The organism is Gordonia sp. NPDC003422 (genome assembly GCF_053588675.1).
Window position 1 is genome coordinate 18,245 of record NZ_JBSFQL010000004.1, and the last position, 18,105, is coordinate 36,349.

General features: G+C 62.9%; 14 protein-coding genes. 8 read left to right on the top strand and 6 right to left on the bottom strand.

The annotated features are described in order from the left end of the window. Positions 1–210: 210 nt before the first annotated feature. Both ACWDTF_RS04980 and ACWDTF_RS04985 read right to left on the bottom strand, forming a co-directional pair. Positions 211–609 carry a HepT-like ribonuclease domain-containing protein gene (locus tag ACWDTF_RS04980; protein ID WP_449754034.1) on the bottom strand — a complete coding sequence of 133 codons (399 nt, stop codon included), beginning with the start codon at positions 607–609 and terminating at the stop codon, positions 211–213. Then, entirely contained in the window at positions 609–1,082 is a 474-nt protein-coding gene (locus tag ACWDTF_RS04985) for a nucleotidyltransferase domain-containing protein (RefSeq protein WP_240860417.1), read from the bottom strand. Before ACWDTF_RS04985 ends, ACWDTF_RS04980 begins: the two co-directional genes overlap by 1 nt. A 175-nt stretch (positions 1,083–1,257) precedes the next feature. Here ACWDTF_RS04985 and ACWDTF_RS04990 point away from each other — a divergent pair, with 175 nt between their 5' ends. From ACWDTF_RS04990 to ACWDTF_RS05000, 3 genes are all read left to right on the top strand, one after another. Beyond that, positions 1,258–2,325, top strand: a complete 1,068-nt coding sequence (locus ACWDTF_RS04990) for an Hsp70 family protein (RefSeq protein ID WP_449754035.1) — start codon at positions 1,258–1,260, stop codon at positions 2,323–2,325. Positions 2,326–2,690: 365 nt separating this feature from the next. Then, entirely contained in the window at positions 2,691–2,960 is a 270-nt protein-coding gene (locus ACWDTF_RS04995; RefSeq protein ID WP_433257193.1) for a hypothetical protein, read from the top strand. 216 nt (positions 2,961–3,176) lie between these two features. Further along, on the top strand, positions 3,177–4,415 hold the full coding sequence (locus ACWDTF_RS05000) for an IS701 family transposase (protein ID WP_449754036.1): 1,239 nt from the start codon (positions 3,177–3,179) through the stop codon (positions 4,413–4,415). 427 nt (positions 4,416–4,842) lie between these two features. Here the strand turns inward: ACWDTF_RS05000 and ACWDTF_RS05005 are convergent, their stop codons facing one another. Together ACWDTF_RS05005 and ACWDTF_RS05010 are read right to left on the bottom strand one after the other, a co-directional pair. Beyond that, positions 4,843–6,630, bottom strand: coding sequence for a hypothetical protein (locus ACWDTF_RS05005; RefSeq protein WP_449754037.1), 1,788 nt, complete (start codon positions 6,628–6,630; stop codon positions 4,843–4,845). Beyond that, positions 6,627–7,463 (bottom strand): hypothetical protein, encoded by an 837-nt coding sequence (locus ACWDTF_RS05010; protein ID WP_449754038.1) that lies wholly within the window; start codon positions 7,461–7,463, stop codon positions 6,627–6,629. Before ACWDTF_RS05010 ends, ACWDTF_RS05005 begins: the two co-directional genes overlap by 4 nt. Positions 7,464–8,660: 1,197 nt before the next feature. Here ACWDTF_RS05010 and ACWDTF_RS05015 point away from each other — a divergent pair. The 3 genes from ACWDTF_RS05015 to ACWDTF_RS05025 all read left to right on the top strand — a co-directional run bounded on the left by ACWDTF_RS05015 (position 8,661) and on the right by ACWDTF_RS05025 (position 12,617). After that, positions 8,661–10,397, top strand: coding sequence for a hypothetical protein (locus ACWDTF_RS05015; RefSeq protein ID WP_449754039.1), 1,737 nt, complete (start codon positions 8,661–8,663; stop codon positions 10,395–10,397). 706 nt (positions 10,398–11,103) lie between these two features. Further along, positions 11,104–11,595 carry a TIR domain-containing protein gene (locus ACWDTF_RS05020; RefSeq protein WP_449754041.1) on the top strand — a complete coding sequence of 164 codons (492 nt, stop codon included), beginning with the start codon at positions 11,104–11,106 and terminating at the stop codon, positions 11,593–11,595. Continuing rightward, on the top strand, positions 11,592–12,617 hold the full coding sequence (locus ACWDTF_RS05025) for an HIT family protein (protein ID WP_449754042.1): 1,026 nt from the start codon (positions 11,592–11,594) through the stop codon (positions 12,615–12,617). Before ACWDTF_RS05020 ends, ACWDTF_RS05025 begins: the two co-directional genes overlap by 4 nt. Positions 12,618–13,209: 592 nt before the next feature. Here the strand turns inward: ACWDTF_RS05025 and ACWDTF_RS05030 are convergent. Further along, positions 13,210–14,865: an ATP-binding protein gene (locus ACWDTF_RS05030; protein WP_449754043.1), complete on the bottom strand. Its 1,656-nt coding sequence runs from the start codon at positions 14,863–14,865 to the stop codon at positions 13,210–13,212. Next, a complete protein-coding gene (locus tag ACWDTF_RS05035; RefSeq protein WP_449754044.1) occupies positions 14,862–15,473 on the bottom strand; it encodes a hypothetical protein in 612 nt (203 codons plus the stop codon). Before ACWDTF_RS05035 ends, ACWDTF_RS05030 begins: the two co-directional genes overlap by 4 nt. A gap of 75 nt (positions 15,474–15,548) precedes the next feature. On the opposite strand from ACWDTF_RS05035, the gene ACWDTF_RS05040 reads away from it, so the two are divergent. Together ACWDTF_RS05040 and ACWDTF_RS05045 are read left to right on the top strand one after the other, a co-directional pair. Continuing rightward, the gene (locus tag ACWDTF_RS05040; RefSeq protein WP_449754045.1) at positions 15,549–16,622 is read left to right on the top strand and encodes a hypothetical protein; all 1,074 of its coding nucleotides are present in this window, start codon (positions 15,549–15,551) and stop codon (positions 16,620–16,622) included. After that, positions 16,619–18,052, top strand: coding sequence for a hypothetical protein (locus tag ACWDTF_RS05045; RefSeq protein ID WP_449754046.1), 1,434 nt, complete (start codon positions 16,619–16,621; stop codon positions 18,050–18,052). The genes ACWDTF_RS05040 and ACWDTF_RS05045 overlap by 4 nt, the downstream gene beginning before the upstream one ends. The last annotated feature ends 53 nt before the right edge of the window (positions 18,053–18,105 follow it).

Sequence of the window (18,105 nt, forward strand, 5' to 3'; positions counted from 1 at the left end):
AGGCATGGCGTGCGCTGTTCGGGTGTGGCGAGGTTGAACACCGTACCGTTCACTCTCAGCACGTGGAAGCGAGGTAGCCAACGTGCGCGCTCGATGCTGCCGCGGCTGCGGTCGAATCGCTTGAGCTCGCAGTCGTTGGACCGCGCGCAAACCCTGGTGAGTGGTTGTCAGGCAACGCAAGTTCTCCTCGACGGAAGCCTCCGCTCCGCTTCACTCGACTTCGCCACGCGGGGCTTCGTGATCCGTGCCCAGCGCACTGTCCTCGATGACCGTGGAAGCACCCTCGATGAGCGCACTCAACGACTCGTGCCAGGCAGGCAAGTCCCTGGAAAGGGTGAGCCAGCTGAGTTCGCGGTTGATTTCGTCATACTGGTGGATCAGAAAGTTGCGATTGGCGACTGCGAGCGACCATTCGACGCCCTCGGGCGCAAGGAGTCCTAGCCTGGAGAGTCGATTGGCGGACTCACCGAGCTTCATCATCAGGGAGTCGCCAGCTTCCTGCAGCAGATGATCGCCCATGTAGGCGTCCTTGCCGCGGCTGTTGATTTCCTCCACGCGTAGCAGCCAGGCGTGGATATGTAGTAGCTCCTTGGCCGCTTTCCGGTCCATCAGAGCAGCACTGCCTCTCGACGAATGTCATCGTCGACGGTGGGCTTTAGGCCGCCGTACTCGACGAGATCGATCTCTCGCCCGAGGACCTTCTCGAGCAGCTGTTTGAAGCCGACGAAGTCGAACGACGACGTCGCCTCGGGCGCCTCGACAAGCAGGTCGATATCCGACGTGGGATGCGCCTGATGGCGAGCCACCGAACCGAACACCGCCATCCGGGTGTATCCGCGTTCGGCCGCAAGGGTTTTGAGGACAGGCGCCGCAGCTTCCAACAGAACCTCCGGGTGAACATTGTCGAGGTCGGGAGCGAACTTGAGTTGCTGACTGACGGCCGGCTGCGTGATATCGAGGATCTCCGCGATTTGGCGTTGGGACTTCCCGGTCGCGGCCAGCGCTCGCAAGGCAAGGATGCGTCGCAGGCGCGCAACATCTTCGGCACGCCGCGCGTTGCGGTATTCGGCAACCAGACCCATAAGTCAACCTTATCACCGGTCGGAACGAGTGGCGGTCCAAACTTTGGGCGCTGGCACTGTAAGCAAAACCACAACCAGCCCTCATCGTTTGACCAGCTAACAGGTTCATTCTGAATGGTGGTGGACCCCATCGGGCCCACCTACGCAGAGACAACGGACGTCGGCGGAGGTTCACGTGAGCGTCGTTCTCGGGCTTCATCTTCAATCGGATCGCGTGCTGGCCGCAGTCGGCCCAGACGGCTCGGCCGGCGAGTCGCGACAGGTATTCCCGGCATCTCTGCGATGGCCGGCCGACACCGCACCGACGCTGCCCGACCGCCGGAACCACGACGCGATCTACCGCCATTTCGTCGACCACATCGGCGACCCGCGTCCGCTCTCGGTCCCGGGCGCACCGGATCGGCTGGCCGACGACCTCGCCGCCACGCTGATCGCGACGGTCGTCGCCGCCGTCGAAAGCAGCCGACACGAGCACGTCTCGCGGGTACTCATCGCGCATCCGACGTATTGGACGGTGGCCCAGCTGTCGTCGTTTCACACCAGCCTCGTAGGGGCCGGGCTCGGCGAGAACCGCGCCCTGCTTCTCGCTCCAGACATCGACGTCGCCCTGGGGTGGATCGACCACACCACAGGACTCGTCGGCGCGCAACAGGTTTCGGTGTGCGATCTGCGTGCCGAGAGCGCGATCGTCGGCCATGCCCGACGGCCGCGCTCGGGTCATCTCACGGCCGTCACCGCACACGGCTATCCCGGTCTCGGCGTGTCCCGCCTCGACGAGCGTCTCGGACGCCGTGTCCTGGCCAGATCGGCCCGCGCCGGCCGCCCGGTACCGCGCCATCCGGCCCTGCTCGCCCAAGTGCGTACAATCTGCGCCGAGACTCGAAACACGTTGCATACCGGTTCGATTCGAGTGGAGGTCGCGGCGCCCTGCACGCGTCGCATCGAAAAGCACAACGTGACAATTCATCCCGACGACGTCTACCAACTGGCCCGCCCGCACTCCGCCGAGATCGTGCGCGCCCTGCAGCGTTGCGCCGCACCGGGCGCCGAACCCGACCGCGTCGTCCTGATCGGTTCGGCACCACGCTTCCCCCTGCTGGCCGAGGCCGTGGCCGCTCGGTTCGGCTGCCTGGTGATCGTGCCCGACGATCCCGAGTTCGCCTGTGCGCGAGGGGCCGCTCTACTGGCTGAGGCAGCGCCCAACCCGTGGGCAGCACTGCCGATTCCGGATTCCGTCGTCTGAGCTTGCCGCGGTCGAGCCGAGCGCCGAACCTGGGTTGATACGTCGACGGCCACCTGCTGAAGCTCGCCGGTTCTTGCCGCTCGGTGTACACCTCACCCGGGCACACATTTCCCATCGACAGGTCATCCGGCAATCTAAACCAACCCGCACTGCGCCTGTTCACATAAGTGCAGGCCGCTCGTGTCCGCCGAATAGACCCGGTCTCGCCGCTGCGGTCCGCGCACTCTTTTTGTCGGACCATCCGGCTACAAACAGCAGCAGTACTTGACTGTCGAGGAGGCGCGCATGACGAGCTGGGCTGACTTGGCACCTTGGCTCCTGGCGATGACCGGTGTCTTCACGGTCATCAAGGGGCATCGAAGGTGATGGCGAAATCACCGCGTGAACAGCTGGCCCTGTGGTCAGCACGTGTTGAGGCATCGGCCGAGATCTCCACGGGCATTGCCGTGTTCCTCCTGTTCTACGCGTGGGTGTCGCAGTACACCGACGGGGCCTTGTGGGCACTGAAAGTGGCTGCCACCGCTGGTGGCGTACTCCTCGTGGTGCTCTTCTTCGTCAGCATCTTCGAATTCGGCGCTACCCGATATCGCGGCGGAGAATCCTCCCAAACCATGCCCGGAGACGCCCGGACATGAGGTTCGAGCGCAGCGAAGTCCCCGAAATCTCAACCTCGGCGCTCCTCTAGTACTACAGCCGTAGATCGCGGGTGGTGAGGCTTCACGGCGTGTTTGCGCTGGTCAGGGCGGCTGCCGGGGCATGATTCAGGATTTGTGAAGAAACCAAATACGCCCGCGGCAGCCGCGGGTTTGAGGATAGATCATCAGGTGTGGCGGTCGCGGTTGGACACGGTGATGGACATGATCGCCCCACGCTTCGCCCGCTGTGAGGCCGCCCGCAACGCTGGGGCGTTCGTGTTGGGGTCGATGTCGGCGTTGGAGTCGAAGAACTGTTGGACGATGGCCGAGTTGGCTGGGCACACGACTCCAGACAAGTTGCAGCACTTACTGTCCCGGGCCGTGTGGGATGCCGACGAGATTCGTGACGATCTGCGATCGATGGTGATCGACGCCTTCGGCGAACCGGATGCGGTGCTGGTGATCGATGAGACCGGAGACGTGAAGAAAGGCACCAAAACTGTTGGTGTGCAACGCCAATACACCGGTACCGCAGGACGCATCGAGAACTCTCAGGTCGCTGTGTACATGACCTACACCAGTTCGGCAGGACACGCACTGATCGACCGTGCCCTCTACCTGCCACGGGGATGGACCGATGACCGCGACCGCTGCACGGATGCCCGAGTGCCCGACGATGTCGACTTCGCCACCAAACCGGCCTTGGCCGCCACCCTCATCACTCGCGCCCTCGACGCCGATGTGCCGGTGGGCTGGGTCGCCGGCGACGAAGTGTACGGAGCCGACCCGAAACTGCGAACCATGTTGCGCGACCGAATGATTGGGTACGTTCTCGCGATCGCCGGTAACCGACGTATCCCCACCGCGGCCGGGGAGGTCGAGGCACGCGAACTCGCCACGACGCTGCGGTCACGATCGTGGCAACGTCTGTCGGCTGGGCGTGGCAGCAAAGGCGATCGTTGGTTTTCCTGGGCGTGGATCGACTCCACCGAATCGGTCGAGAACGGTCAGTGCTCGCTACTGATCCGCCGCAACGACCACACCGGCGAGCTGGCCTACTACCGCTGTTATCACCCCCGACCAGTGACCCTGGCCGCGTTGGTGGGCGTCGCGGGCCGCCGGTGGACCGTCGAAGAATCCTTCCAAACCAGCAAAGGCCTGACCGGGCTCGATCAGCTGCAAGTACGTACCTGGACGTCCTGGCACCGCGCGACCATCCTCATCATGCTCGCCCACGCATTCCTCACGGTACTGACCGCCACCCAACGAACCCATGAACGCGCCGATGCGACACTGATCCGGTTGAGCATCAACGAATTTCGGCGGCTCTTCATAGCTCTCGTCCTGACGCCACTGCACACCACACACCAACTGCTCGACTGGTCGATCTGGCGACGACGACACCAACGAAGAGCCCAACAATGCCACCAAAACCGCAGGTCACAACATCAATGAACCCGATCTACGGCTGTAGTACTAGCCGACCGAACTGGACAAACAGCGAGGCCACAGTCCGACAGACTGTGGCCTTGTATCTGCTGCTGTGGTGTACCGCTCGTGGTGAGCGGTTTATCTTGCCTGCAGCCGTGATGTTTCGTGGACTGATATCCGACTAGTTTATGCCGAATCTCCGACGAGTTTCGGCCGTTGGCCACTCGATCCTTGCGTGCTGGCCGCGGGCCCTGGATTGGTCGTCGCGTAGATGGCCCGGGGTGGGGTCATGGAATCTGCACTGCGGCTTGCCCAGCGCAGAGCCGCTCACAGAGTTCCGGCGTCTGGATGGGCGGTTAATCTTCGATTGGTTTCCGAGCCGAAGCGCGACTGAGGGCGGCCCAGGCTTCGGGGCCGCCCTCGTCAGGTTTGCAGTTGTTGAGTTAAGGGGTCATGTGCGGTTGGGCATTCGGATCGGCGGCTGTCCGAGGTCCGCTTCGAGTCGGCGCCATTTCGCGGCGATTGATTCGGGGAGGTCACGGTTTGACGCTTCGAATCGCTCGATCTCGCGAACGTTCACGACGGCGAACGCCATCGCGATGATGAGCTTGACCAGCGGTTCGCGGCGCGGCCCGTACTTGAGATGGACCAGGCCGGCGACTGTCCGCGATTTGATCAGATTGAAGCGTTGCTCGGTGAGCGCGCGGGCAGCCTCGTGGTAGATCGCGTGGTCGTTGGATCCGGGTGCCCACTGACTGAGCTGTTGACGCTTTCGTTGGTCGTCGGTCAGCGTGATTGTGACGCTGCGCTGTGTGCAACACGGGAAGTACGGCATGTCGGGCTCGGGTTCGATGTAGGGCAGGTCGAGCCGGTCCTCGGTCTCGGCGTTGTGCCACCTCGCGCATCTCACGTTGCCGATGCTTGCCGGGCAGGTCAGCACCAGCTTGACGGATTTAGCAGGCTGAGTACCTTCGGCGGGGCGGCCTGGTCGAGTATTGCGTTCAAGCAGTCGTCTGTCGACCCCCATCAGCCGTGGCAGGAGCTGACGAAGTCGGCGTTCGCGAGCTTCCCATTCGTCCTTATTGAGCACGTCGCGCAAGGGCTTGACGTAGTTCTTGCCCAGGGAGATGCCGGCAGCTGTCGGGCAGTACCAAGCACCCGAAAGTTGGACGGGTCCCGGTTTGGCGCCGCCGGGCTGGGCGGGAACGCTCTCGAAGTCGCGTCGCCAGTGGTCGGGATAGCGGAAGACGCCAGCATATTTGCGATCAAATTGCCATCGATCGAGGCCGTCTTTCAAATAGCCCATGTCGAAGGTGATCAGCGGCCATCTGGCGGTTCGGCTTGCGGATCGACTGTCGAACCCGTTGCGTTGATGATGCTCGATGGCTTCGTCGAGCCCTTCGAGTGATCCCGACGTCGGTGGGTGAATAGCTATGCCGGTGAACAGGATCGGCCGGTTATGCAAGGCATCGGGCGGCCCGACACTGCTGACCGCCGTGACACCGATTCCCCACGCCCGTTTCTTCGTCAGCGGATTCCCCTCGGCGTCGACGCGATTGCGATAGTCCCTTCGGTAGTAGCCACCGAAGTAGATGGCCGACCGGTTGCGGTCGTCGGTGACGCCAAGGTCGTAGGTCCCATCTGACGTGTCGATGATGGTCTCGTCGACGACGACATCGCCGCGGCCGCTTTGTTGGTATTCGGTGGGAATCGAGCCGGCCAGAATGCGATTGACGACAGTCGAGAGTCGTTGCGCCGCTATCGCGTATGCCTCTTGTTGCTCAGGGGTTCGGGCTCGGATGATCGCCTTGTGCTGGGCGACGGGAATTCGTACTGCGGGCTGATCGCGTGCCGAGTCCAGGCAGGCCAGTGTTCGATCAAGCCAGTTCCTGAAGCTTTTCAAGGCTCGGTCAGCATCGGACCTGATGGCGGTGAGATCGGCGTCGGCGATGTCGAGCTGGGCAAGCTGGTCAGGGGTGAAGTCGAGCAGGGTGCGGAAAATCGTGCGGACCGTAGGTTCGGCTCGTCTGAGCAGCACGCAGGCAAGGGCGACGAGGACGCTTTCGACTGTGTAGGACAGGGCCCCTCGGAACGGTCCGCGGGGTGCGGCCACGCTCTCGGCTCGCCACGCCTCGATCATCGCTGCGGCACCGGAGCGGTTCACGACGACCACTGCTTGAGTGAAGATCCTGTCGCTGGTGTGGACTTCAGAGTGGTTGATGCTGGGATGAATACTCATTGCCCGTCCTCCAGGAAGTGAGCGGTGATCTCGTTGATGTCGCCCGTCGCGTCGGCAACCACATCCAGGTCGCTCATGTGGTGCAGGCTTGTGACCCCGGCGAGGTAGCAGAACTCGCTGACGGGCACCAACTGCACGATTTCTTGTATCCACGCATGGCGCAGCGCCTGCGCGTTGAGTCGTTCGGGCTGGCCACGTTCAGCAAGCCGATCGTTGACCCGGTTGATGCCGTTCCTTTCGACGGTAGGGGCCGAGCCGAATGCCAGGAGGAGGTCGTGGCGTGCATTCGCGGCGTAGTACTCCAATTCTCTCCCGATCTGCTCGTCAAGGACCGGCACGTCTCGTGGCGCTGTCTTCGGGGTTTGCAAGGTGACCACCACCCACCGCTCCCCGTGATGCCGCTCTACCCGAATGTGCTCGCGCCGCAGATGCTTGAGCTCCTCTGGGCGGGCACCAACCCCGTACATGAGGTCCACGAGCACCGTCAGCGCCGGCTCCCACTTCTCACCGAGGGTCAATGCGACGCGGTACAGCGCGTCGATCTCCTCGTCGGTGGCCGGCGCGGTGCGTATCTGGCGCGGAGCGTCCAAAGTGAATGCCGGTGGGTACTCATGCGGGTACCAGACGCGGCCAGCGGTGTAGAGCAGGTATCGCAGGGTCCGGCGGGCAGGTCGGTTGCGTGACATCAAGTACGCGTCGACGTTGCTGCGGCGCAGTGCCCGCAGCGGATCGACCCGGCCAGTGTCGTGGTAGTAGGCGACCAACAGGTGCACGATTGCGCCGAACGCGTCCCGGTCGACGATCTCCGAGCGAAACGGGACTGATGCCTGCACGCGCGCCGCGTCCTCCCGCACCGACTCCCCGACAGTAGCTTGTCCACCTTAATACCCATGCCGCGCAACCGATTCAGACGATCTACATCGAGACCATCGGTGGAGATTGTTCCGACAACAACTTCGGATTTGTCGTGGCGAACTCTACGATCTGTGGCGCGCTTGCCGCCGCGATCGTTCGGCTGGGGTTGCGGCGTCGGGCCACCCTTGCCGCGTGCCATCACCAACACCCCCAAAACATGAGGCCGGTGCGCTTGATTTCGTGCCGCGGGCACGGTGAAATGAACATGCCAGAATCTCCTAGCTAGCTGAGAACTTGTGAGTTTTGGACGCGGCATCTGCCGCCCGTGGGGGGTCGGGGCCTATTCCGGCCCTCCCACGGCACTCCCGGCGACGCACGCCGAGATTTTGCAACGCTGTCCCGCAGCGTTTCCACCGCAGCACAGCACTCACATTGGTGGTGGTAGACCCGAGTGGGGGCGGCACCACACGTCGGCCTGCTGCAACACCGTCACACGACGGGAGCGCAACCAACAGGCACTACCATGAGCCACGACGGGCCCCTTCCCTAGCCGTTCGGGTGCCCGTAAGGGGGCGGGCGCTGTTCGTAGCAGCGCTTGCCTCCGCCCTCGATGAGCGGGCACACCACGAACAGTACGAGAGAATCCCTCATTTGCACCGCTGCCATCTGTCGGCGTGTCGCAGGTCAACCGCTCAGTGCATGCCCTAATCACCGCCTAAGATTGGTGCATACGTCGAAGCCCACATTGTTTGAGGAGGATGGTCCGCCTTTGGCGTGCCGTCCTGTCGGTGCGTCCTGGTAGACCAACGCACCATGAGTATCCGCTCGCTGACGACCCCGAAATCGGTCGACGATCTCCTGTCTCACCGGACTCTCTATCCACCGGTTGCCATCTGCCTGAATCCGGGATGCACAAATCCGTGTTCGTATCCCATCAAGAACAAGGGAAGACGGCCGCTCTTCTGTTCAAAAGCCTGTGCCACAGCATATTCCGCGAATCGCGTCGCCCTGATCCGGGAACTTGAGTTCATCGAAGCGGCTCTGTTGGAGGTCTCGACATGGAGCACTGCCGCTACCGAGCTACGTCAACAACGCGCGCATGCGAGTTGGCATCTCACCAGGTATGGCGGTGAGCCAAACCGACCGGCTGGCGAGCAAGCAGGAGGGGCCGTCCGTTGACACCTGTCGATTGGCCCGGACTTGGCAAGGACGAGTTCGAACGGATTGTAGAAGCGCTCGTCAGGCGTCAGTGGTCAGGAATCGCTGAAGTCGTTAGTCCCGACGGTCGAGGCGGCGATCAAGGAGTGGACATCGATGTTGCACAAGGTGATCGCCGCCGTGTCTATCAGATCAAGTACTTCGCCGATGGCTTCAGCGGGGATAGAAAGACATCTAGACAGAAGCAGATCAAGAAGTCGTTTGACCGCGCGTGCAAGCTCAGTCCGTTGCCGTTCGAGTGGATCCTCGTCGTTCCGACCAAACTCACACCAGGAGAACGCAAGTACGTCCAGTCACTCGAACGCGACGACACTCCTCGCGTAAGAATTGCCGACCGCCTGGAACTCGACGATCTGATCGCTCAGTACCCCGATGTGCACCAGTACCTAGCCACCGATCAACTCAAGAACGACATCCTCTTGTATGGCAAAGAGACCGAGTCACTTGCCGGCGGGACACGCTCTCTCACAGAGCGAATCGCGGCTCTGGGAGGTCGCGGCGATGCCATGGACTTGCATTGGGGCGTGAACTTTGCACGGGTCGGCGGCATGGTCGAGCTGTCGGCCTACCCCAAGACGCCAAACGCTTGGCGGGACAGTCCGATCTCGCTGAGTTTCGCGACACGGTTCGGTCCCGAACATGCCGAACTGCGTCGGCAGTTCGAGCGGTCAATCCAGTACGGTTCTGGTGGAACGATTGTGCTCCCACCCGAAGCGCTGTCAAACGTGTCCATCACTGGCCCAGCGGCTTTCGCGACTCACGACGCCACCGGCGAACTACGTATCACTACCGAATCGCTGCCGAACGCTGAAGGGAGGGCAGCCGAGTTGCGCTTCGTGGATGAGAACGGCGCGCTGCAATCAGCCCACGAGGGCACAGTGACCTACGTCAACCACGGAACACAGGGCTGGGCGATCACGATCGAGTTCTACGATCACGCCGTCATCGAGATCGACCAACCAGACAAAGCCGGCGACACCGGAGCGCTTCACATGACTTATAACATGCGAAACATCCAGCCACGCCGCGTAATTCAGCTAGTCGATCTGCTCGTCAACCTTCACTCCACGTCCACCTGCGAGTTCTACCTGGAGGGACAGCGCGCTGGCATACTCGGCCTGGATCGACTCGAGTTCAACAACATCGACGAGCTTGGCGCGATCGTCGGTATCGCAGTCGACCTGGAGGCCGTCCAACCATACTGCTCCAGCTACTTCGCGCTACCTGCCGAGGTATCGACTTGGGATCGTGTCAACCTTCGCGTGGCGCGCTGCATGATCGATGGGTATCTAATTGCCTCGCCACTTGTCGCGACCGGAACCGTAATTCTCACCGGCACAACATCACCTGAACTCGAGCGAATCCTCGACGCCGGCGGCCCCGTCACGTACTTCGTCAAAGACTTTCACCTCGAACTCGGTGAACGGGAGCTTCCTCTGGGCACCATCGCTGTCCACCACCCCAAAGCACGGGCGATCAACGCCGAAGAAGCCCGTGAGGCTCTGAACAGTGGTACCGCCGAGGGCTTCAAATTGCGTCTAGCGCCTGGGGATGACCCGTACTTCTACGTCTACATTCCGAACAAGCTGAAGAACCCTCACCACCCGGACATCGCTTGCTGGTCACTGGGCGGAATCGAACAACCCGGTGTAAACACCGAGGACCCAGACTGGACCACAGTCATCGATCGATAGCACACGCGGCGGAGGTTTCATTCGGTGTTCTTGACGCCGACCTCGCCTTGTAGTTGGCCCGACACGGTAGACGTGCGTCCCAGAAAGGCGGGGCCCGGCGGTCATCGCCGGGTCCTGCCTTGTTGTCCAGCCGATATCTCTCCGACGCTTACCGTCAGACGCCACTAAACCGTTCATCCGGTTTCGGGGTTCCGGGTACGTACCTCTTCGTACCTCGGGCTCGATCTGGAGTACGGACGGGAGGCACGGTGCGCGGTCAAAAGGCAACGTTCCGGGACCGTGTGGCACTACATGCTGATGCTCGCAGTATCCCGGGCATCAAGCCGGACCGGATGATTTTCCGATTCATCGCATCGTTTCAGTCCTTGCGGCCCTGTGTCACGCCGCCGTTCGCGTTGGAGATCCCGACGGCCGCAGCGAAAGAGATGGGCATGTCAGCCCAACGATCTGACATGGCGTATGGCAGTTCCAGCGGAGTTGGCGGTAGACGTTCGCGGTGTCGCCCGCGTGGCCTGCCGTCTGAGTGATGCTGCGATGAACTGTCCGACCGTGGGTGTTGCGGCGCCCCAATTCGTCTTCCGTGTCGTCCGACCGGGTGAACCCGTTGAGGGCTCTTGAACGCGCGGGGCGTTCTTGTCACCCCTCGGAGCTAACCTCAACGAGCCGTGCTTCCGGCAGGACGCCGAAGCCTTGAGAGGAGCCAACGATGGCCACCAAGACTGTGTTCTACTCCTTCCACTACGGGCGCGACGTGCACCGAGTGCAACTCGTCCGACAGATCGGGGCGCTTGAGGGTCAGCCTCTTCTTGGCGCCCAGCAGTGGGAGGCGGTGCGCCGGCAGGGTGATCAGGCGATCAAGAACTGGATCCACAAGGAGATGACCTACAAACGCGCCGTTGTCGTTCTGATTGGTCAGGAAACCGCCTCTCGGCCGTGGGTGTTGTACGAGATCGAGAAGGCGTGGGACGACAAGAAGCCGCTCGTCGGGGTGCGCATCCACGGGCTGGCATCGATGAGCTCCGGCGCCGACGGTCGCGGAGCGGACCCGTTCACTAAGATTTCAGGTGTGAGCGGCGTTCCCGTGTTCGACCCGACACAGACGAACTTCCAGGGACAGATTGACACCAAGGCCACTTACGCGAATCTGTCCAACAACCTGGAGGGCTGGGTTGCGCAGGCCAAGACTCGACTGCTGTGAGCTCTGAACCGTGCCCGTTCTGCGCCATCGTCGCCGGCGACGATCCAGACGTTCGGGAGGTGTACAGGAACGAGCACGTCGTCGCGTTCTTTCCGACGGAACCCGCCGTCTTAGGCCACGTACTTGTGGTGCCGATGCGGCACGTGGAAGACATCTGGGGACTGCGACCGGAGGAATCGGTGGAGCTATCGACCGCAGCAATGTTCGTCTCCTCGGCACTACGCTCTGCGCTCCTGCCGGATGGACTCAACGTCATCCAATCCAACGGCAACGCCGCCACCCAGACGGTGCCACACCTTCACGTGCATCTGGTTCCTCGACGAAGCGGGGACGCGATGGGACCGATCTGGCCACCGGATACCGACTACACGGAAGCCAGTAAGGACGATGCACTTCGTCGCGTGATAGCTGCGGTCCGGTCCACTCCGCCGCCCGCACAGCCGGAGTTGTCGCCCGAGGATCGACGCAAGCACCTCGACTACATCCAGGCGGTGGTGACGCGACAGTCCGCGGCGTCTTCATCGGCGAAGGGATGGCTCCTTCCGGTCACGACAGCAGCGTTCGGCTTCGCTCTAACCCAGCAACTGTGGCCGCTCGCGCTTCTCGGTGTTACCGCGGTGGTCCTCTTCGCGTACCTCGACGCCAACTACCTGCGCAGCGAGAAGGCGTTCCGAAAGCTCTACAACACTGTCGCGCGAGCGGAACGCATGGTCCCACGGTTCACTCTCGATCCGACTGACGCTGACGAGCCGCCGGCGGACGGCACGCCGGAGAAGACGAGGTGGCAGAAGTTCAAGCAGTCATATGTCCCGGAATGGTCTGTCTGGCGGTCATGGTCGATCGCCCCCTTCTACGTCGCGATGCTCGTACTCGGGGTCGGCGTACTGATCGCCGCCGCCGTTACCCGTCCCGCGCCTGCAAGTACGCGCGAGAACTTTGAATCCCCGCCGACGACGACGCAGACCACGGTCACCACCTCTGTGCCCATCCCGGCAAGCGTCCCCGTGCCGCCGCGGCCGTAACGAAGCTACGATCCCCTCCGGGGTCAGCCTTCCCGCTGTGAGGATTCGACCAAACGCTCCACCCGCTGTCGCAGGTCGAACTGCTTACCCTCCGTTCGGCCGTGACCGGTCACCGCGTACGCGCGAGCCTGGCTCGCGGGAAGTCGGAATTCAGATGAGCATCGCTGGGAAATCTCGATGAGCGCCATCAGCGCTGGGTGCGACGGCACCTGTAGACGCAGCGCAGTTCCTGAAAGCGGGCAAGACCGACGATGGGCGTAGAGGTCGAGGACTTCATCAGGGAACTGCGCCATCTCATGGGCGCTGCGGAATCCACCGCGTCGGACATCGGACGGATCTGGGCGGGCAACCCACTGCGTCCGCGCGATGCCGAGAACACGACATCCTTGCGAGGACCCGATGTCACTTCGGCGATCGGCCAGACCCAGCCTCGCGATCGGTCTCGACGAGCCGGCTGGCCCGTATCGCCTGTGGCGACGACATCGTAGGCAATAGCCACCGCTCCTAGAAATTGGGCGGGATGGCGCCAGCTTGCTCGATACCAACGCCGCCAGATCGGCCTGCCTGCAACAACGTGACGAGTCGAATCTGATCAGACTGCGTACAGCGCGCCGGCGTGTGCCCACACACGCCGCAGGGCGTGACGGATCTCGTAGGTCGCGTCGCTGGAGTTCAGCGCCGGGTCACGCTCGAACTGCAAGTCCGCGAGAGCCACGGCGTAGGCGGTGAACGCGATCTCATAGATGAGACGACGGTAGGTGGCCTCATCATCCGGTAATCCCTTGGCGGCCTTGACCACTGGATGGTCCAGGTTGATGATGATCTTTCGTTCGTCCTGCTCCCAGTGGTAACGGTCGTAGTCTGCGCCAAAGTGGTCGTAGTCGATGGTCAGACCACCGCGGAGACGGCGGTGACCCGCACCTGCCGGCGCGATCTTCTCATCGCCGTCGGACTCTGCAGCCGGTGAGGCGTTGTCGCCACCGCTCTTCCCCCCGCCGCCACCACCAGGCGTGCCGCCTCCGGGTACAGGCTTGTCGACACTCTCGCCGCCGACACCGTCCGCGCGGCCGGCCTCCGTACCCTCCGGGTCCACGACCCTGTCCGTCGGATGCTCTTCGTCGCCCCCCGATTCGCCGTCGACCGGGGTACGACGTCGGGTGTTGTTACCCATGCCCTCGATCTGTTCACGGAAGTCTTTGAGATCGGTGTTGAGGATCTCCTCGATCTTGTTCGTCGTTTCCTTGAGGCGTTTGCGATCCGCGTCTGCTTTCGCCTTCCGGCCCTCCTCCACGAGCTCCTGCCGAAGCTGTTCGAGACTGGCGCCGATGAAGGGGATGAGTGCCTGTACCACGGGATGCGCAGGGTTGAGCTTCATGCTGCGGTCGTTCGTGTACGCGGCAACAGGGTCGTACTTTGCGTCGTCTAGCGCGAGGCAGTCGATATGACCGAAGAGGACCTTTCCGTATTCCTTGGCGTCGACACCGGCCGTCTCGACGGCAACAAGGTTGTCGGTACCGATGGTGATCTGCACACCACGATGGCTGTCTTCGAGGGGTGCTGTTGCTGCCATCGCGGTGAGCTCGATGTCTCCCAGTACGGCGGCTTGAGCCGGCGTTGGCTTGAAGACCTTGGTGATCGCGGGCTTCGGACGCACGATCTCGCAGAGGCGGCCATTGACCGTGACAATCGGGCTCCCCTGGAATGCCGAAAGGTGGCGTTCGATGAGTGCGACGATGGGTTCCTTGGCCAGGCGGACGCTGATACCGCTGATCGTCACCGTCGTGCCGTTGGGGTTACCGGATGCGTCGACGTTGTCCTCGATGAACTCGACAGGGACCGAGGTGCCATCGGAGAGGTCTATGGCCTTGCGGGTGAGCTCAACCGTCTGTCGTTTGCCGTCCTTGGTGGTCGAGACCATCAGGCTCGAGCCGATCCCGTAGGCCGCCGACTTGCCGGTGCCGAACTTCCCTCGACCCGGAACGCCGACGCGGCGCTGCTGATTCTCTCCGTGCATGGTGAAGAAATGCTGGAGGTCCCCGCGGTCCATCCCGATACCGTTGTCCTCGATGGTGATCTTCTTGCGCGGTACATCGACAGTGACGCGAACATGCGGGACCACGTTCGGCTCGACGTACTGAAGGGAGTTGACCACGTACTCCCAGACGGCGGCTTCCGGCGTCTTGAAGAGTTGCGCGGACTGGAGGATGTCGCGGCCGACGTGGGATTTCACCACAAGGTTGCTGTTCATTCGTTGCCCTTCTGCTGGCGACCTACGGGTGCTCGAAGGTCGAGCGCGGCCGGTATCGCAGTCTTCATGAATGCTTCTATGTCGTCGTGGCCGCGCGTCAGCTCCTGTAGCTGCGCGGCCTTGCGTGTGCGGTCTTTGCTCGGGGTGTACTCGTCGATGCGGAAAACCCCTGCCGCCTGACGGGAGTTGAACTCCTTGCCTTGACTCCACAGCCGGAAGGCCTCGGAGGTGCGCACCCGATTGACGGCGGATCCGGTCTCGCGGGTCTCGGCTCGCCAACGTTGCGTGGCCGCAGAAGTCGCGGCGATGGTGATCTCGCCGTCGCCGAGGAGGGTGCGGTTGGCCTCGATCCACGCGAGGCCGTGCGGTGTGAGATGCCAGCCGTTCTGCACCGATCCTTCGATGCGAGGGTTCTTCGCCTCGCCCTCATGGCGGAGCGTGGTGCGGACGGCGTCGAGATCGACGCGCTCCGGGTACTTCTTCCACCCGAAGGCGTCGCGGTCGATCGCGTGGGCCGCAATCGCGGCATCCTCGGTGTCGACCACAGTGCTGGCGCCGCCGACCTTGCCGAGCGCCATCACCGCTACGTCTTTCTTGGTCAGCCTCATCCGCCTTCTTTCGCTCGCACACTTACTACCAAATGAGACCCTCGCACACTTGCTACCCTGTGTCAAGATGTAGATGTGACGTCCACGCATGGCTCCGAGATCGACGGGCTGCGTCGTGCTGCGCTCGACGTCACTCGAAACTGGTCGTCGACCAAGGTGGCCATGGCCCTGCGAGCCACCGGCCTGGACACCGGCCGCGAAGATCGCGAGACTCTCGATGCCATCGCTGCCGATCTCGGCGTCTCGCGGGAGACCGTCCGTCGAGCGCGCAAGGACCTGCTCCGCATGATGGACCTGCCGGCGGGAAGCGCGAGCAACTCAGTGAGTTCGTCGGCTACGCTTCGGGCGCCTCGAGAGCCGTCGGCCGACTCACCCGCTACCGCCCGGGCGGTTCGTCGACTGCTCACCATGACCGGCCCGCTCCCTTACGACGAGGTCCTCAACGCCTGGGCACGGGCAGGGGGCAAACCGCCGTACTCACCGCTACCCGACAACATCGACGCTTTTCGCGACTGGGCGAACGATGTCGGCGGGTTGACCGTTTCGGCCCGATCCGGCGCCGGCGAACCGCCTATCGTCGGTGCAGTACTCCCCGAGGACCTGGATAAGGTCGGCCGGTTCCTGTCGCGAGCCCTCGCCAACGAGCCGGGTGGCGTCGATCGAGAGGTACTGCTCGATTCGGCCGAAGAAGCGGGGCTGAAACCGACGACCGTCGCCACCGCTTTGAGCATGCACCCAGCAGTTACTCGAGTCAGTCGCGGACGGTGGGCGCTGCGGGGCCGGCGGCCTGCTGCCGCCGACGAGCATGTTCGAGTGACCGAGCCGCGCCGCACCGCGCGCAGCCGGCCGACGTCCTTCGCATGGAGCGCGGACGGGTCGCTCCAGATCGAGTTCTCCGTTCCGCGCGGCCCGAGTCCGGTTATCGCGGTGCCCCGTGCGGTGTCGGAGATCGTTGAGGGCCGCGAGTTCAGCGTCGCGTCGGTGACGAAGCCGACGCATGTGACGGTGCGGAATGCGAGAATCTGGGGCTTCGGCCCGCTGCTCACTGAGTTGGGTGTGTCTGTCGGGACCCGCGTGACACTGGCGTTGAACGTCCTCGCCGGCACAGCAGCCATCATGACCACAGAAGGGGAGGGCACGTCTTCATGACAGAGCCGACGTTCGAGGACGAGGTCGAGGCCGCGATCGTGCAGGCATACACGACTGCATTCACAAAAGCGCCATCCGAGGCCTGGCTCAAAGCCATGACCATGCGTGTCGGCACCGCCGGCGAGGCCGCGACGCTCGATGAAGCGGGCGCCGCGATCGGTGTCACCCGGGAGCGTGTCCGCCAAGTCGTGGCGAAGATCAAGCCGCACCTAGAGGGCGTCGCGGTCGCACAAGCAATGGAAATCGCCAATGTCCTCGTTGCAGATTCGCCGGTACCCGAACCGATCGGTGATCACCTGGCTTCGTTGGGTCTGACGCGTTCAACTCTCACCGGTGCGGCGTTCCTCAACATCCTCGGCATCACCGGAACCTCACCCACCGGACTTGTCGGAACCGACCTTGTCTGTATGGACGGCTGGGTCGTCGAGGAGTCGGAGGTACCGCTGATGAAGGCGCTGTCGACAGCGAGCAGGCACACGAGCGCCCATGGCTTGACCACTGTCGAGGAGATCCGTCAGGACCTCGCCAGCCCCGGCATCCCGCTCGACTGCGCCGACATCGAGATCGTCCTCAGGCGCGAGCCGAGCGTCCGTTGGGCGGGAGAATGGCTGTGGGTTGAGAAGGACAACGATGGACTGCATGCCAACCGTCTCGTCAATACCGCGCGGTCGATTCTGTCCGTCAACTCCCCGCAAACTGTGGCCTCGATCCACGAAGGCGCGCGGCGCATGTGGAAGTTCCGCAAGATCGACGTACTTCCGCCCGTCGCCGCGATGACGGTGTTCTTCGAAGACAGTCCGTATTTCGTCGTCGACGGCGAACTCGTGCGGCCGGTGGAACCGCTCGACTATCACGACGTCCAGGGCAGTATCTCCGCCACGATGATCGCTGTTCTCAAGGAGTCGCCGTACCAGGTGATGGACCGCCGGTCGCTGGAGGAGGCGTGTATTGACGCAGGTATTTCGAAGGGGACCTACGGGGTGTGGACCACCTACGCGGAGTGGATGGAGAAGTTCGGTTCCAATGTGTGGGGCCTCCGCGGCAGTACACCGAACCCCGCAGCGGTGCAGGTGATCCGACAAGCTGCGAAGGCACGGTCGATGGCGGAGCCGCGACGAAAGTCTTGGGCGTGGGCGCACGACGGTCGGATCGTCCAAACCATGGATGTCACAACCTCGTTCATGAACACAGGAGTGATGACGTTCGTCTCCGAGATCCAGAACATGCTCGCTGGCGATGCATTGAAGGTCGAGTTTGACGGAGCGACAGTCGCGACGGTGAAGCTTGGCGCCGAGCACACCTTCTGCTGGGGATGGTTTCCTGCAATCAAGGCCATGGGGACAAAGCCCGGAGACGTGCTACGAATCGCGGTGGACGTTGCGGCACGAACGGCCGAACTCAAGGTCGGTGGTCAGGAGCTGTGGATCTGAGCGCTTCACATGTGGCATCAGGACTGCCCGACGCTGAAGCCCTCCCTCTCGGT

What these genes read in the sequence shown, in the direction of transcription:
- ACWDTF_RS04980 (WP_449754034.1), bottom strand. Translation starts at nt 609, where the DNA reads ATGGACCGGAAAGCGGCCAAGGAGCTACTACATATCCACGCCTGGCTG.
- ACWDTF_RS04985 (WP_240860417.1), bottom strand. Translation starts at nt 1,082, where the DNA reads ATGGGTCTGGTTGCCGAATACCGCAACGCGCGGCGTGCCGAAGATGTT.
- ACWDTF_RS04995 (WP_433257193.1), top strand. Translation starts at nt 2,691, where the DNA reads ATGGCGAAATCACCGCGTGAACAGCTGGCCCTGTGGTCAGCACGTGTT.
- ACWDTF_RS05000 (WP_449754036.1), top strand. Translation starts at nt 3,177, where the DNA reads ATGGACATGATCGCCCCACGCTTCGCCCGCTGTGAGGCCGCCCGCAAC.
- ACWDTF_RS05005 (WP_449754037.1), bottom strand. Translation starts at nt 6,630, where the DNA reads ATGAGTATTCATCCCAGCATCAACCACTCTGAAGTCCACACCAGCGAC.
- ACWDTF_RS05020 (WP_449754041.1), top strand. Translation starts at nt 11,104, where the DNA reads ATGGCCACCAAGACTGTGTTCTACTCCTTCCACTACGGGCGCGACGTG.
- ACWDTF_RS05030 (WP_449754043.1), bottom strand. Translation starts at nt 14,865, where the DNA reads ATGAACAGCAACCTTGTGGTGAAATCCCACGTCGGCCGCGACATCCTC.
- ACWDTF_RS05035 (WP_449754044.1), bottom strand. Translation starts at nt 15,473, where the DNA reads ATGAGGCTGACCAAGAAAGACGTAGCGGTGATGGCGCTCGGCAAGGTC.
- ACWDTF_RS05045 (WP_449754046.1), top strand. Translation starts at nt 16,619, where the DNA reads ATGACAGAGCCGACGTTCGAGGACGAGGTCGAGGCCGCGATCGTGCAG.